Origin of the sequence: Halorientalis sp. IM1011, assembly GCF_001989615.1 — an archaeon.
Lineage (GTDB): Archaea > Halobacteriota > Halobacteria > Halobacteriales > Haloarculaceae > Halorientalis.
In genome coordinates, this window is record NZ_CP019067.1 from 3,192,843 (window position 1) to 3,206,307 (window position 13,465).

Annotated in this window: 7 protein-coding genes; 2 read left to right on the top strand and 5 right to left on the bottom strand. The window is 66.2% G+C overall.

Annotated elements, in window-relative coordinates; translation table 11 throughout:
- Nucleotides 1–102 precede the first annotated feature (102 nt).
- Complete coding sequence (locus tag BV210_RS16620) at nucleotides 103–6,183, bottom strand: right-handed parallel beta-helix repeat-containing protein (RefSeq protein ID WP_077207737.1); 6,081 nt, start codon at nucleotides 6,181–6,183, stop codon at nucleotides 103–105.
- 441 nt (nucleotides 6,184–6,624) lie between these two features.
- On the opposite strand from BV210_RS16620, the gene BV210_RS16625 reads away from it, so the two are divergent.
- Nucleotides 6,625–7,791, top strand: coding sequence for a CaiB/BaiF CoA-transferase family protein (locus tag BV210_RS16625; protein ID WP_077207738.1), 1,167 nt, complete (start codon nucleotides 6,625–6,627; stop codon nucleotides 7,789–7,791).
- 71 nt (nucleotides 7,792–7,862) lie between these two features.
- The gene (locus BV210_RS16630; RefSeq protein WP_077207739.1) at nucleotides 7,863–8,843 is read left to right on the top strand and encodes an LLM class flavin-dependent oxidoreductase; all 981 of its coding nucleotides are present in this window, start codon (nucleotides 7,863–7,865) and stop codon (nucleotides 8,841–8,843) included.
- Nucleotides 8,844–9,051: 208 nt separating this feature from the next.
- Here BV210_RS16630 and BV210_RS16635 read toward each other — a convergent pair whose 3' ends face one another.
- The 4 genes from BV210_RS16635 to BV210_RS16650 all read right to left on the bottom strand — a co-directional run bounded on the left by BV210_RS16635 (nucleotide 9,052) and on the right by BV210_RS16650 (nucleotide 13,404).
- Entirely contained in the window at nucleotides 9,052–9,834 is a 783-nt protein-coding gene (locus tag BV210_RS16635) for an SDR family NAD(P)-dependent oxidoreductase (RefSeq protein ID WP_077207740.1), read from the bottom strand.
- Between the two features lie 125 nt (nucleotides 9,835–9,959).
- Entirely contained in the window at nucleotides 9,960–10,685 is a 726-nt protein-coding gene (locus BV210_RS16640; RefSeq protein WP_077207741.1) for an HAD family hydrolase, read from the bottom strand.
- A complete protein-coding gene (locus tag BV210_RS16645) occupies nucleotides 10,682–11,671 on the bottom strand; it encodes an MBL fold metallo-hydrolase (RefSeq protein ID WP_077207742.1) in 990 nt (329 codons plus the stop codon). The genes BV210_RS16640 and BV210_RS16645 overlap by 4 nt, the downstream gene beginning before the upstream one ends.
- A gap of 155 nt (nucleotides 11,672–11,826) precedes the next feature.
- Entirely contained in the window at nucleotides 11,827–13,404 is a 1,578-nt protein-coding gene (locus tag BV210_RS16650) for a class I adenylate-forming enzyme family protein (protein WP_077207743.1), read from the bottom strand.
- Nucleotides 13,405–13,465: the final 61 nt, after the last annotated feature.

The following is a 13,465-nucleotide window of genomic DNA, read 5'->3' on the forward strand; positions in this document are numbered from 1 at the left end:
ACCGCCTCGTGAGAGGGGCGGCGTTATCATCGGCCCCGCCGCGGTGTACTCATCGCAACCGTCGGCAGTCCGATCTCAGGTCCCGAATGCCCGGGTCTCGGCTCACCCGGGCGTGGCCGGCGTCACGACTTCCATCTGCTCTGTTTCTTCGGGTTCTTCGGGTTCTTCGGGTTCTTCGGGTTCCTCTGGTTCTTCTGGCTCTTCGGGTTCCTCTGGTTCCTCCGGCTCTTCAGGTTCTTCAGGCTCCTCCGGTTCTTCGGGTTCTTCCGGCTCTTCGGGTTCTTCAGGCTCTTCAGGCTCTTCGGGTTCTTCCGGCTCTTCGGGTTCCTCTGGTTCCTCCGGCTCTTCAGGTTCTTCAGGCTCTTCGGGTTCTTCAGGCTCTTCTGGTTCTTCGGGCTCCTCTGTCTCTTCAGGTTCTTCAGTTTCGTCGGTCTCGTTGGGCTCTTCGGTCGTCGGGCCTTCGACTGAGATGGTCGCGACTCGTTCACCGTTTATCTGGACGATCCGGCCGTCGGTCGACTCGGCAGTCAGTTCGTACGTCCCGGGATCCAGATCGATGGAGTTCGACTCGGTGGCCGCCACGTCGAGCGTCACGTTCTCGCCCTCCTCCGGCGAAGCGGTCACCGTTACTTCCTCCTCGTTCGGATTGTCGACGGTCAACGTCCCGTCGTCGACCGAGGCGTCCAGGCTCTCGAGGGCCGCCTCGATGGTCACCTCTGTCTCTGACTCGCCGTCGATAGTGACCGGGCGGTCCTCGGCCGTTCCAGTCACCGTGTACGACCCCGGTTCGAGCTCCTGGGTGACCTCCGCACCGGCTTCCACGTCGAAGGACACGTTCTCCCCCGATTCCGGTGTTGCGACGACGGTCGCATCGATCTCGCCGGGGTTCTCGATAGCGAGGACGTTGTCGGTCGTTGTAACGGCGAGGTCGAGCGGCTCGACCTCCTCCACCGTTACTTCGATCTCGGACTCGCCGTCGATGGGCACCGGCTCTCCTTCACCGGTCGCGGCCTCGACTGTGTAGGTGCCCGGCTCCAGCGTGGTCGTCGTCTCGTCGCCGGCCAGCACCTCTAGTGTCTGAATCGTGCCGCTCTCGTTACTTATCCTGACGAGTCTGAGCTCCTCGCTGGGGTTCTCGACCGTCAGTTCCTGGCCCGACAGACTCGTTTCGAGGGACTCGAACTCCTCGACGGGCTGTACCTCGACGTCGAGTTCGTCCTCGCCGTTCAGCGTGACGGGGCGCTCGCTCTCGCTCTCGCCGGTGAGCGTGTAGTTGCCGGGATCGACCGTCTCGGTGACCGTCTCGCCCGGTTCCACGGTGACCGACACGTCCGCGTCGGTCGCGCTCACAGTGACGACCGCGTCGCTCGGGTTGGCGACCGTCAGATTTTGGTCTTGGACGGTGACGTCGAGGTCGATGGATTCTGGTTGTTCCTCCTCGACGGTGAACTCGAAGGCCTCGTCGCCGTCGATCAGGACCGATCGGTTATCGTCGCTCTCGGCCGTCACGGTGTAATTACCCGGATCGAACGACTCGGTAGCCGTCTCGCCGGCCGGTACGTCGATCGTCTGGTTCTCACCGTCTTCGGGCTCGACGGTCGCCGTGACGGAGGCGTTACTCGGGTTCTCGAGGGTGAGCGTGTCGTTCTCCACGGACGCGTTCAGCTCGATCGGTTCCTCGGGCTCGTCTTCCTCGACCGTGACGTTGTACGACTCCTCGCCGTTTAGCAGGACCGTCCGGTTCGTCTCGGGTTCTGTCTCACCGGTGAGGGTGTAGTTGCCCGGGGCGAGGCCCTGTGTCGCCGTTTCGCCTCCTGCCACGTCGAAGGTCTGTTCCTCGCCAGTCGCGTTCGTGGCCGTGACCACGACACCAGTGTCGCTGGGATTCTCGACGAGGATGTTTTCGTTCTCCACCGCCACGGCCAGTTCGATCGGCTCCCCGGGCTCGGCTTCCTCGACGGTGAACTCGAAGGCCTCGTTGCCGTCGATCAGGACCTCTCGGTCGTCGTCGCTCTCGGCCGTCACGGTGTAGTTGCCCGGCTCGAAAGTCTCGCTGACCGTCTCGTTAGCCGGCACTTCGACGGACCGGTTCTCGCCGTCTTCGGGCTCGACGGTCGCCGTGACGGAGGCGTTACTCGGGTTCTCGAGGGTGAGCGTGTCGTTCTCGACCGACGCGTCGAGGTCGAGCGCCGAGACCGCTTCCGTACGAACGGGCACGTAGACACCGCTCTCGGACAGCGTGGCTTGGAGTGCGTCACCCTCGTCGGTCACCGACCCGTTGGCCACGCGCTCCCACTCGCTGCCGTCGAAGCGCAGAAGGTCGACCTGTGCGGCGTCCGTTCCAGCTTCTAGCGGGACGGTGACCGAAACCTGATTCTGGACGTTGGACACGTTGAAACCCGACTGGACGGCGGTCGCATTGTCGGGGAGATCCGGCAGCGACTCGTTGTCGACCGTGTCCAGAGTCACGGGTTCGCCGGTGAACTCGAACCTGGCCGCCGGCTCGAGGAACAGATCGGTCGCGTCGTAGGGCTCCGGTCCCAGGGAATCGTCGAAGCCGACCTCAGGCCCGGGGTGACCACGGACGGTGACGTTCTGTAACCGCTGGTCGTCCGCGCCCCGGAACCTGAATCCGAGTTCTCCGTTGTCCGTTATCCGGGAATCCTGGAACTGGTTCGCACCGCTGTCGGTCAGCCCGATACCGTCCCCGGCGTTCCCGTCGGCCGTCACCGCCTCGAAGGTGTTGTTCGAGATCACGGACCCGTACAGTCCGTCGCCGCCGTTGTTCGCGACTCGGATCTCGGTGAACTCGCTGTCGGAGGCCTGATCCCAGAGGTGGATCCCGTAATTTCCGTTATCGGTCGCCGTGACGTCGGTGAACGACAGGTCCGTGCTCTCCCAGACCGTGATGCCGACACCGTCGGTACCGCTTGCGGTCACGTTCTCGACCGTCGATCCGTCGGCGTTGACCAGGAAAATCCCGTCTCCGACGTTGTCGGTGACCGCGACGTCTTCGATCGTCCCCTGGACACCGATGTCGTCGCTGAAGTTACTGAAGTAGACACCGGTCCCCCAGTTCTCGGCTTCGAGGTTCCGGATCGTGACGTTTTCGATCTCGTCGATCTCCGGGCCGTACACCGCCACGCCGATACTGTCGTTGCTCCCGGCACCCGAGACGGTGTTGCCGTTCCCGCTGAGGGTCACGTCACTCGACGCGATCCGGATGCAGGTTCCCTCGGTGTCCGAGGAGATGTCCGAGGTGAGTTCGTACTCGCCCGACTGGTCTATCACGGTGCAGGAGTCGATCTGCCGCGTCGGAGCCGCTGGCTGGATGGTTACCGTGAAGGTATCCTGTCCTTCGAAGGTGACGGTTTGGTCGCCCTCCATGGGTTCGCCCGTGAGGGTGTAGTTACCCGGATCGAACGCTGCGGTGACGGCCTCCCCCGCGGGAACCTCGAATGTCCCGTTCTCGCCGGTTTCGGGCGCGGCCGTCACGGTGACCCCGGTCTCGCTGGGGTTCTCGACGGTGACGTTTTGGCCCTCGACGGACACGTTCAGGTCGATATCGCCCGGCTCGGGGCCTGTGACCGAGAACTCGAACGTCTCGTTCCCGTCGATTGTGACGGTCCGGTTCTCGTCGGACTCAGCGGTCACGGTGTAGTTCCCGGCCGGGAACGTCTCGGTCACCGACGCACCCGCGGGGACGTCGAACGTCTGCTCCTCGCCGTCCTCACCGGCCACGGTTGCCGTGACCGAGGCGTTGCTCGGATTTTCGAGGGTCAGGTTCCCCGCGTCTACCGACGCGGCGAGGTCGATGGCCGGCCCGGGTTCCTCCGCAGGTTCGACGGTGAACTCGAACGCCTCGTCGCCGTTGATCGTGACCGTCCGGTTCTCGTCGGCGGCCACGGTCACGGTGTACTCCCCGGGATCGAACGACTCCTCGACGGTCTCGCCGGCCGCCACGTCGAGCGTCTGCTCTTCGCCCTCCTCGTCGGTCACCGTGGCGGTGACGGAGGCGTTCCCGGGGTTCTCGATGGAGAGGGTCCCGTTCGTCACCGTCGCGTTCAGGTCGATCGGCCCGGGTTCGTCGGGCTGGTCGGGCCCGTCCTCGACGGTCAACTCGTACTCGTCCTCACCTTCGACGGGGAGGGTGCTCCCGTCCTCGCCCTCCGCGGTGAGGACGTAGGTCCCCGGATCGAACCGCTGGGTGACGTCCCAGTTCGACGGCACGTCGAAGGTCCGGACCGTCTCACCGTCCTGACTGGCGGTCACGGTGACCCGCTGGTCGTTCGGGTTCTGGACCGTGACCGACTGTCCGTCGACGGTCACGTCCAGACTCAGGTCCTCGGGCCCGACGCCGATTCGGAGTTCAGTCCGGCCACCGACCTCGACGTCTTCGCCGTCGGCGGTCTGGGCGGTGAGCGTGTACAGCCCAGGTTCGAGGTCGACAGTCCGCTGCTCGCCGGCCGACAGCGTCTCGGACTGCACCTCGCCGTCCTCGGTGGTGATCGTCACGGTCACGGCCTCGTCGTTCGGGTTCGCGAGGAAGACGCCGTCGTCACGACCGTCCGCGAACAGGCTTCGCAGGTCGGGTTCGTCGTCGGGGGCCGCCTCATCGTCGTCGGGCCGGTCGGCCGTCCCGCGTGCGTAGTTGATGATCGTCTGCTCGTTGGTGATGTCGATATCAGCGACGATCGACGCCGTGTCGGCGGCGGCCCGCTCGGTGACCACCTGGATCTGTTCGACACTCACCTGCTGGCGCTGGCTGAGCGAGACGGCTCCCTCACAGGCCCCCTTCGCGGCGGACTGGATCTGTGAGACGCTGGCCGACTGGTACTGGGTGAGCGCGCCACCGGCCGCGCTCCGCGCGATGACCTGCACCTGAACGATATTCACCTGCTGGATCTGGATCACGGCACCGCTGCCGGCTCCTCTCGCGGCGGCCTGAATCTGTTCGACGTTTACGATCTGTTCCTGGGCGGCCGTGCTGGCGGCTCCCTCGGCCGCGCCGAACGACGCCTGTTGTATCTGGACGACGTTCACCTGCTGGATCTGGGTCAGCGAGCCCTCGGCGGCCCCCGAGGCGGCCGACTGGATCTGGGTGATCGTCGCGGACTGGTACTGCGAGATGGCTCCGCCTGCGGCCCCCGAGGCGGCCGACTGTATCTGGGTGACGGAGACCCGCTGGCTCTGGGTCAGTGACCCCTCGGTCCCGCCCCGTGCGGCGGCCTGGATCTGCGTGACTTCGGCCTGCTGGCGCTGGACGATCGAACCCTTGGCACCGCCCATGGCGGCTTCCTGGACCTTCTTCGCGTCGGCCTCGTCACCGCTCGCTCCGCCGGCAGCGCCGCCGAAGGCCGCGGCCTGGACCTGTCTGACGCTGACCGTCTGGTTCTGGACGAGCGAGCCGTAGGCCGCTCCCTGGGCCGCCTCCTGGATCTGTGAGACGCGGACCGCCTGGCGCTGGGTGACGTTCGCCCCCTGCGTGTCGGTTTCGTTGGGCTGCTCGTCTTGCTCCTCACTATCGTCGTCGGCCGTCTCGTCACACGCGCCCGCGGCCGCCCCGGCCGCGGCGTACTGGATCTGGGTGACGTTCACCCGCTGTGACTGGGCGACCGCGCCGTGGGCCCCGCCGTAGCTCGCGCTCTGCATCTGGGTGGCGGTGGCGTTCTGGGCCTGCGTCAGCGACCCCACCGTCCCGCCGAAGACCCCGGCCTGGACCTGCGTGACGTTCGCTCGCTGGCTCTGGACGAGCGCGCCGTGGGCGGCCCCTTTGGCGGCGGATCGGATCTCGTCGGCACTCGCGTCGTGATCTTGACTCGCCGCCCGGACGGCTGCCTCGACGGCTGCCTGGCGTTCCTCCTCGGATATCGAGACGCCCTGCTGTTCCGCCAGTTCGGCACCGGCCCGGGCTCCTTCCCGTGCGGCTTCCGTCTCCGCTTGGCCGACTTGTGCCGTTCCGTTCGCGCCGGGACTGTTCTCGGCTTCGACCACTCCCTCGCCGGCCGTCGCGCTCGCGAGTTCGTCCAGTTCCGTCGCAATTTGATCACTCCCGTTCGCCTGTGCGACCGACGCGTCGTCCGCCGCGGGCCCGCTCGCGCCAGCAGCGACACTGGCGAGGCCGGCCAGCGAAGCGACGAGTACGACGACGAGGACGAACTGCCGATCGGGGCGACGGGTCATCCGTCCCTCCGTGGCGTGGGCCGGTCGAGTTCTGGCGATCGATGCGTCCGTGTCGGTACGTTGACGTCCATGTGAAAGTCCCCCTGTGTACGGTAATGCCGCGTCTCCCCCACGTACTCCGAAGCCACTAGTAAAGCCGATAGACCGTTTCGAGACTCCCGCTCGATACGCCACTGGCCGAAACTTCTCACAACAGTTGCCCACTGGCACAGGCCGACCGTACACGCGTCAATCGTCGTGACGGACATCGTACCGAACAGTTCCCGTGACTCAGGAACGGATTCGGTAATTCACACCGAGCGACGGTGGAATCCGACCCCGACGCACGGTTCCAGGTAGGTAACGACGGCTTCACGACGGTAGGTCGATCCTTGGGCCGAACCGCTGTCAGGTGCGACGGTCGTGGCTCACGCTTTTGTCACTGGCCCGTGGACTCCCTCCATGCGACTCGATGGAGTACGCGTGCTCGACCTCTCTCGATTGCTGCCCGGCCCATACGCGACGCAACTGCTCGCCGACGCCGGCGCGGACGTGATCAAGGTCGAGGACACGGACGCTGGCGACTACGCGCGGATCCTCCCGCCCTACACGGAGACGGGCGTCGGTGCAATCTTCGACGCCGTCAACCGCGGGAAACGAAGCGTCGCTCTCGACCTCAAGTCCGCCCGTGGCCGCGAGGCCTTCCTCGATATGGCCGCCGAGGCCGACGTGGTGTTCGAGCAGTTCCGCCCCGGCGTCGTCGACCGCCTCGGCGTCGACTACGCGGCCGTCCGCGAGGTCAACGAAGACGTTATCTACTGCTCGCTCTCGGGGTTCGGACAGGACGGTCCCCACGCCGACCGTGTCGGGCACGACCTCAACTACGTCGGCATGGCCGGCCTGCTCGACATGACCCGGGCGGACGAGGACAGCACGCCACAGATGCCGGGCTACCCCGTCGGCGACATGGCCGGCGGCCTCTTCGCCGCCTTCTCCGTCGTCGGAGCCTTGCTCTCGCGGGAACTGGGCAACACCGGCGGGGAGTACGTCGACGTGGCGATGACCGACGTGGTGGCCTCCTTCTCGCAGGCCGTTTCCCACGACGCGCTCACCGGCGCTGACCCTCGCCCCGGCGAGACGGAACTCTCCGGCGGCCTGCCCTGGTACGACACCTACGAGACCGCCGACGGAAAGTACGTCACGCTCGCAGCCCTCGAACCCAAGTTCTGGGAGACCTTCTGTGAGGCGGTCGGCCGTCCGGACCTCACCGATGCGCACATGACTGGTGATCCGGCCGAACGCGAGGCCGTCCGTGAAGAACTCGAAACCCTGTTCGCCGAACGGACCCGCGACGAGTGGGAGTCGGAACTGGGAGACACCGAGGCGATGGTCGCGCCGGTCAGATCGCCGGCCGAAGCGCTCGACAGCGAGGCCGCGGACGCCCGGGACCTGATCGACCGCTCCGGGACTATCCCACGGGTTACCTTCCCTGCCCAGTCCACGGCGGAACCGGAGGGGGTAGCCGGCTCCCCACCAAGCCACGGCGAACACACCGACGACGTGCTCGAAGCCGTGGGCTACGACGCGGACCGGATCGCGGCGCTCCGCGAGGACGGCGTGATCGAGTAGTCGGACGACGAATCGAGACGCGGACGCGACCGGAGGGAGCTTTTTGTACCGGGGCGGCGATTGCGAAGACCATGCAACCGGGCCTGCTCTTGCCGCCCGCGGACGTGATGGATCCGACCGGCGTCGCGACCACCGCCGAACAGCTGGGCTACGGCTCCGTCTGGATGCCGGAACTCTGGGGGAGCGACGCGTTCGTCCAGCTCTCGGCGGTCGCCGAGGCTACCGAGGAAGTACGGCTGGGGACCGCCATCGCCAACGTGTTCTCCCGCTCCCCGGCCGTTCTCGCGATGGCCGCCGCCACCGTGGACCGCTACGCCGACGGCCGGATGGTACTGGGAACCGGTGTCAGCACCGCCAAGGCCATCGAGGACCTCCACGGCATCGACTACGAGAACCCGGTCCGCCGGGCCCACGAGACCATCGCCGTCGCCCAGCGGTACCTCTCGACCGACGAGGAGCGTGTTTCCTACGACGGAAAAATGATTCAGGTCGAGGATTTCGAGCCACTGGGTCGGGACGTCCCGGTCTACCACGCGGCGCTCGGGCCGGCCAACCGCCGGGTCGTCGCCCGGCTCGCCGACGGCTGGATCCCCCACAACGTCCCCTTCCCGGACCTGCCCGAGGCCTTCGCGGACATCGAGGAGACGGCTGACGAAGCGGGACGGGACGCGAGCGAGATCACCGTCGCGCCGTACGTCCCGTCGGCGGTCAGCGACGAGGACCCGGACGCGGCCCGCGACGCGATCCGGGGTCACGTCGCCTACTACGTCGGGAGCGGCGAGGGCTATCGGAAGGCAGTCGCCCAGCGGTTCCCGGACGGTGCGGAGGCGGTCGCCGACGCGTGGCGGTCGGGCGACCGAGGTGACGCCTCGGACGCAGTGACCGACGAGATGGTCGACGCGCTCGGGGTAGCCGGCACGACGGAGCAGGCCCGCGACCGACTGGACGAACTGCAGGACGGGATCGTCGATCTGCCGATGATCACGGTGCCCCGGCAGGCCGCCGGAGAGATGGCGATGGACACGATTCAGGCGCTCGCGCCCGATCAGTAAACGAGTGGAAGGCTAGCATCCGCGCGAGCGGAGCGAGCGCAGTTCACCGAAAGACGCGATGCGTCTTTCGAGCCATCGTTCGTTCCCTTCGGTCACTCACGAAGACACCGCGAGCGCGCCCGCAGGGCGCGACTCGCGGAGAGTTTTTCACGCACGTTTTTGCAACGGGGGGTTCGCCCCCGGCGAACCCCCCCGCAGTAAAAAGGTGCTAGTACGTGAACAGGTCGACGCCGCCGGTGACGCCCATGACCTGACCGGTGATGTACTCGGCCTGCTCGGAGGAGAGGTAGGCGACGAGGTTGGAGACGTCCTCCTCGCTGCCGAGTTTGTCCATCGGCGTGGCGCGGGCGATGTCGGCCCAGTGTTCGTTGATGTTCTCGAGCTGGTCGTGGGGCAGTTCGGCGAGGTCGCCGACGACGATGGTCGGTGCGAGGATGTTCGAGGTGACGCCCTCGGGTGCACCCTCCAGGGCGAGCGTCTTGCCGAAGCCGATGAGGCCGGCCTTCGTGGTGGAGTAGGAGATCTGGCCGTACCCGCCTTCCCAGCCGGCGAGCGATGACATGGTGATGATGCGGCCCCAGCCCCGGTCACACATGTTGGGGAAGATCTCGCGGGTGATGTTGTAGGTGCCCGTCAGGTTGACCGAGATGTCTCGGTCCCAGATGCTGGGGTCGAGGTCGCCGGCCGTACCAACGGCGTCCACGAGGCCGGCGTTGTTCACGAGGATGTCGACGCCGCCGGTCGCGTCCTGCAGGTCGTCGACGACCTCACTGACCTGATCGCGGTCGGTGAGGTCACACTCGATGGCGATGGCCTCACCGTCGTTGTCGGCCTCGTTGATATCGTCGGCGACGTCCTGCGCGCCGTCCTCGTCGACGTCGAGGACGACCACTTCTGCGCCCTCCGCTGCGAGTGTCTTGCAGTCCTCTTCACCGATGCGGCCCGCACCCCCCGTCACGAGGGCCGTCTTGTCGTCAAGTCCGAAGTCCATTGCATCTGGCTGTTCCGAACACACTTTGTTAACAGTTCCTCCTCATAAGGGAGGGGGGTTTATCAGTCGACCCGACAGACCCGTCGAAAAACGGTGGTAGCGGGACGCTCGTACGACCCGTCGAACTACTCGACGCCGACGATCGAAAGGAGTGTTCGGTGGTCCTCGATGGCGAAGTCGATGGCGTCCTCTTCGACGACGCGGTGGCCGTCCCTGTCCAGTTCTTCGGCGCGCTCGAAGGCGGTGCCGTTGTAGGCAACGGTGTCGAGGCCGGCCGCTTTGCCACCCTGCATGTCGTGGTCGTAGCGGTCGCCGACCATCAGCGAGCGGGCGGGGTCGACGTCGGACCTGTCGAGTGCGTCGTCGAACATCCGCTGGTCGGGTTTCTTGTAGCCGACGGCCTCTGAGGTGGTCACGCCGTCGAAGGCGTCGTCGACGCCGAACTGGTCGAGCATCCGGTGGGCCTCGGCCGTGTCGATGTCCGAGACGATGCCCAGATACAGGCCTGCGTCGTCCAGCGCCCGGATCGTCTCGACGACGTTCGGTTCGGTCTCCATGGCGGCCTTCGTGGCGGTCTCGAACCCGGGCTCCCACTCCTCGCGGTCGATGTCGCCGTCGACGATGGCCTGGAAGGCCTTCTGATACCCTTCGCTGGCGGACATGTACTCGGTGCCCTCGGCGGATTTGAAGTGATCGCCGAGGGCCTCCCGCCAGGTCTCCAGTGCGGGGCCGTGGTCGAGGCCGCGCTCGGCGGCGAACTCCTCCAGATAATCGACGTAGCCCTGCCGGATCGAGGGGAGCGAGACGATGACGCCGCCGATGTCGAAGAAGACGGCCTCGTACTCGGTCATGCGACCTCGTAGCGACGGACGCCGTGTTCGTCCGTCTCGCCTGTCAGCTCGCCCTCTCGTTCGAGGTGGGCGAGCGCGCTGGCTGTCTCGATGACCAGGTACTCCATGTTTCGGTCGCCCGAGCGCTGGAAGGCGATGTCGACGGCCGTCGAGCCGCTGCCGTCCGCCAGCGCCTCTCGGGTCCGGTCGAGCAGCCGATCCAGACTCTCGCGGTCCCGTTCGACGGCGTCCGCGAAGTCGGTGTGAGGCGCGTCGTGGCCGGTGAACACGCGATCCACGTCGATTTCTCCCAGTGTGTCGAGTGCGGTGTAGAAGGCGTCGATGGCTTCCTCGTAGCCGTCGTCGAAGCCCGTGTGCATCGCCACGGGACGGAATGTACCGAGCGCCATGTCCCCCGAGAAGAGGACGCGTTCGCCGTCCAGATCGGTCAGGTAGCAGAGGTGGTCGGCCTGGTGGCCCGGTGTGTGAACCGTCTCGACGGTGAGCGGGCCGATGTCGACGGTCTCGCCGCGGCCGAGCCAGTGGTCGACGGCCGCGCTCGGGAGGAGACTGCTGTCGCGTTTCAGCGAGTCGACGGACATCTTCACCGCTTCGTCGAGATACTCGCCCTGCACGCCGGCCTTCTGCGCGTTCTCCCGGACCGTCGCTTCCAGCCCCTCTGGTTCGCGCTCGAATCGTTCCCGGACGGTCGCGGGTGCGTACACTTCGGGATCGGCGGCGTCGATGACTGCCTGCACCTGTCCGATGTGGTCGGTGTGGGGGTGGGTGACGACCAGGTGGTCGATGTCCGCGAGTTCGTGACCGTGATCGTCGAGATCCGCGATCAACTCGTCGCGAGCCTGCTCGCCCGCCATCCCGGCGTCGAACAGGATCGGTTCGGCACAGTCCACGAAGTACGCCGCCACGTTCTCGGGCGGCCAGTCCACGCTACACTCCAGCCGATGGACCGTCGTCGTCTCCTGCATGTGGGTTCCTCGCTCGTTCATTTTCAGAATAGGAGAGTCTTCCGACAGATAAACGTTGCCCTAGAACACAACGATGGAAACCAATCACTGCCGAAATACCAACAGAACCAGTTATTTGAGGCCGTTTATTTAACGAGTTACGAATTGGGGGGTAGTGGCGGGGTCGAGATACCGTGTTACTCGTCGTCCCGGAGTTTGTACTTTTGGATCTTGCCGCTGGTCGTCCGGGGGAGGCTGTCGACGAACTCGACCTCGCGGGGGTGTTTGTACTCGGCCAGTTCGTCGAGGGCGAACTGTTTGATCGCCTCGGCGGTCACGTCCTCGCCGGGTTCGATTTCGGGGCGGGGGACGACGTAGGCCACGGGGACTTCGTTGCGGCGCTGGTCGTCGACGCCGACGACGGCGGCCTCGGCCACCGCGTCGTGTTCGGTCAGCAGTTCCTCGACCTCGCTGGGGTAGACGTTGTAGCCGGCGGTGACGATGACGTGTTTCTTCCGGTCGACGATCTCGTAGTAGTTGTCTCGGTCGCGTCGGGCCACGTCGCCGGTCCGGAGGTACCCGCGGTCGGTGAACGCTTCTTCGGTCGCATCGGGCATGTCGTGGTAGCCGGTCATCACCTGCGGGCCACGCACCAGCAACTCCCCTTCCTCGCCAGGCATCACCTCCTCGCCCGACTCGTCGACGATCTTCGAGTCAGTCATCTGGAGGGGTTGCCCGACGGTGCCTTCCCTGTGACCGAACGCGGTCTGGTTCTCGGTGTGGGTCGCCCCGCAGGTCTCGGTCAGCCCGTACCCCTCCGTCACGTCGACGCCAGCGGTGTCCTCGAACTCCCGCTGGACCGCCACGGACATCTTCGCGCCGCCCTCCGCCGCCACTTCCAGACTCGTCAGGTCGTGGTCGCCGAAGGCCTCGTCGGTGACCATGTCGACGTACATCGTCGTGACGCCGACGAAGTGGGTGATCCCCAGATCCTCGATGGTCGCCATCGCCTCGGCGGGGTCCCACCGCATCGCGCTTCGGAGGTGGAGGGATCCACCAAAAAGGAGGGGTTGCCACCCACAGTGGACGAAGCCCGTGATGTGGTACATGGGCAGCCAGATCAGGCTCTTGAGTTCGGCTGGCGTCAGCGGTGCCTTCTCGTCGTCCTCGACCAGCATGTCGACGCCCTGAGCGCGGACGTTCCGGTGGGTCAACTGCACGCCTTTGGGTTGCCCCGTCGTCCCGCTGGTGTAGGGCTGGAGCGCTACGTCCTCGCCGTCGCGCTCGACGTGGGTCGGCTCACCCGCCACGTCGTCGACGTGGTGGTCGTCGTCGGGCACCTGTCCGCGGTCGCCGGCTGTGATCACTACCGGGTCCACGTCGGTCTCCGCCAGCGCGTCGTCGACCGTACTCCGGAGCCACCAGTGGGTGACGATAGCGTCGGCGTCGGTGTCTTCCAGCTGGTGGACCATCTCCCGGGGCTTGTACTGCGGGTTCATGAACGAGACCGGCGTCCCGGCTTTCAGCCCGCCGAGCGAAGCCACGACGTACGCCGGACAGTTCGGCAGGTAGAGGACGATCCGGTCGCCCGGTTCCAGTCCCAGATCGTGGAGGCCCCCGGCGAAGGCCGCCGACCGGTCGCGCAATTCGGCGTGCGAGAGCGTTTCGTCGTCGTGTTCGATCGCAGTCAGATCGCCGTTCACGTCGGCCGTCCGGTCGTGCAGTCCGGCCGCGTTCCCCTCCAGGGGACGCTCCCCGAGATCCTGTATGTCCATGCCACCCGATACCGTACACCGGAAATAAAAGCTACCGTCGGTCCCCTCCGGACCTTTTTCC

What these genes read in the sequence shown, in the direction of transcription:
- BV210_RS16620 (WP_077207737.1), bottom strand. Translation starts at nt 6,183, where the DNA reads ATGACCCGTCGCCCCGATCGGCAGTTCGTCCTCGTCGTCGTACTCGTC.
- BV210_RS16625 (WP_077207738.1), top strand. Translation starts at nt 6,625, where the DNA reads ATGCGACTCGATGGAGTACGCGTGCTCGACCTCTCTCGATTGCTGCCC.
- BV210_RS16630 (WP_077207739.1), top strand. Translation starts at nt 7,863, where the DNA reads ATGCAACCGGGCCTGCTCTTGCCGCCCGCGGACGTGATGGATCCGACC.
- BV210_RS16635 (WP_077207740.1), bottom strand. Translation starts at nt 9,834, where the DNA reads ATGGACTTCGGACTTGACGACAAGACGGCCCTCGTGACGGGGGGTGCG.
- BV210_RS16640 (WP_077207741.1), bottom strand. Translation starts at nt 10,685, where the DNA reads ATGACCGAGTACGAGGCCGTCTTCTTCGACATCGGCGGCGTCATCGTC.
- BV210_RS16645 (WP_077207742.1), bottom strand. Translation starts at nt 11,671, where the DNA reads ATGAACGAGCGAGGAACCCACATGCAGGAGACGACGACGGTCCATCGG.
- BV210_RS16650 (WP_077207743.1), bottom strand. Translation starts at nt 13,404, where the DNA reads ATGGACATACAGGATCTCGGGGAGCGTCCCCTGGAGGGGAACGCGGCC.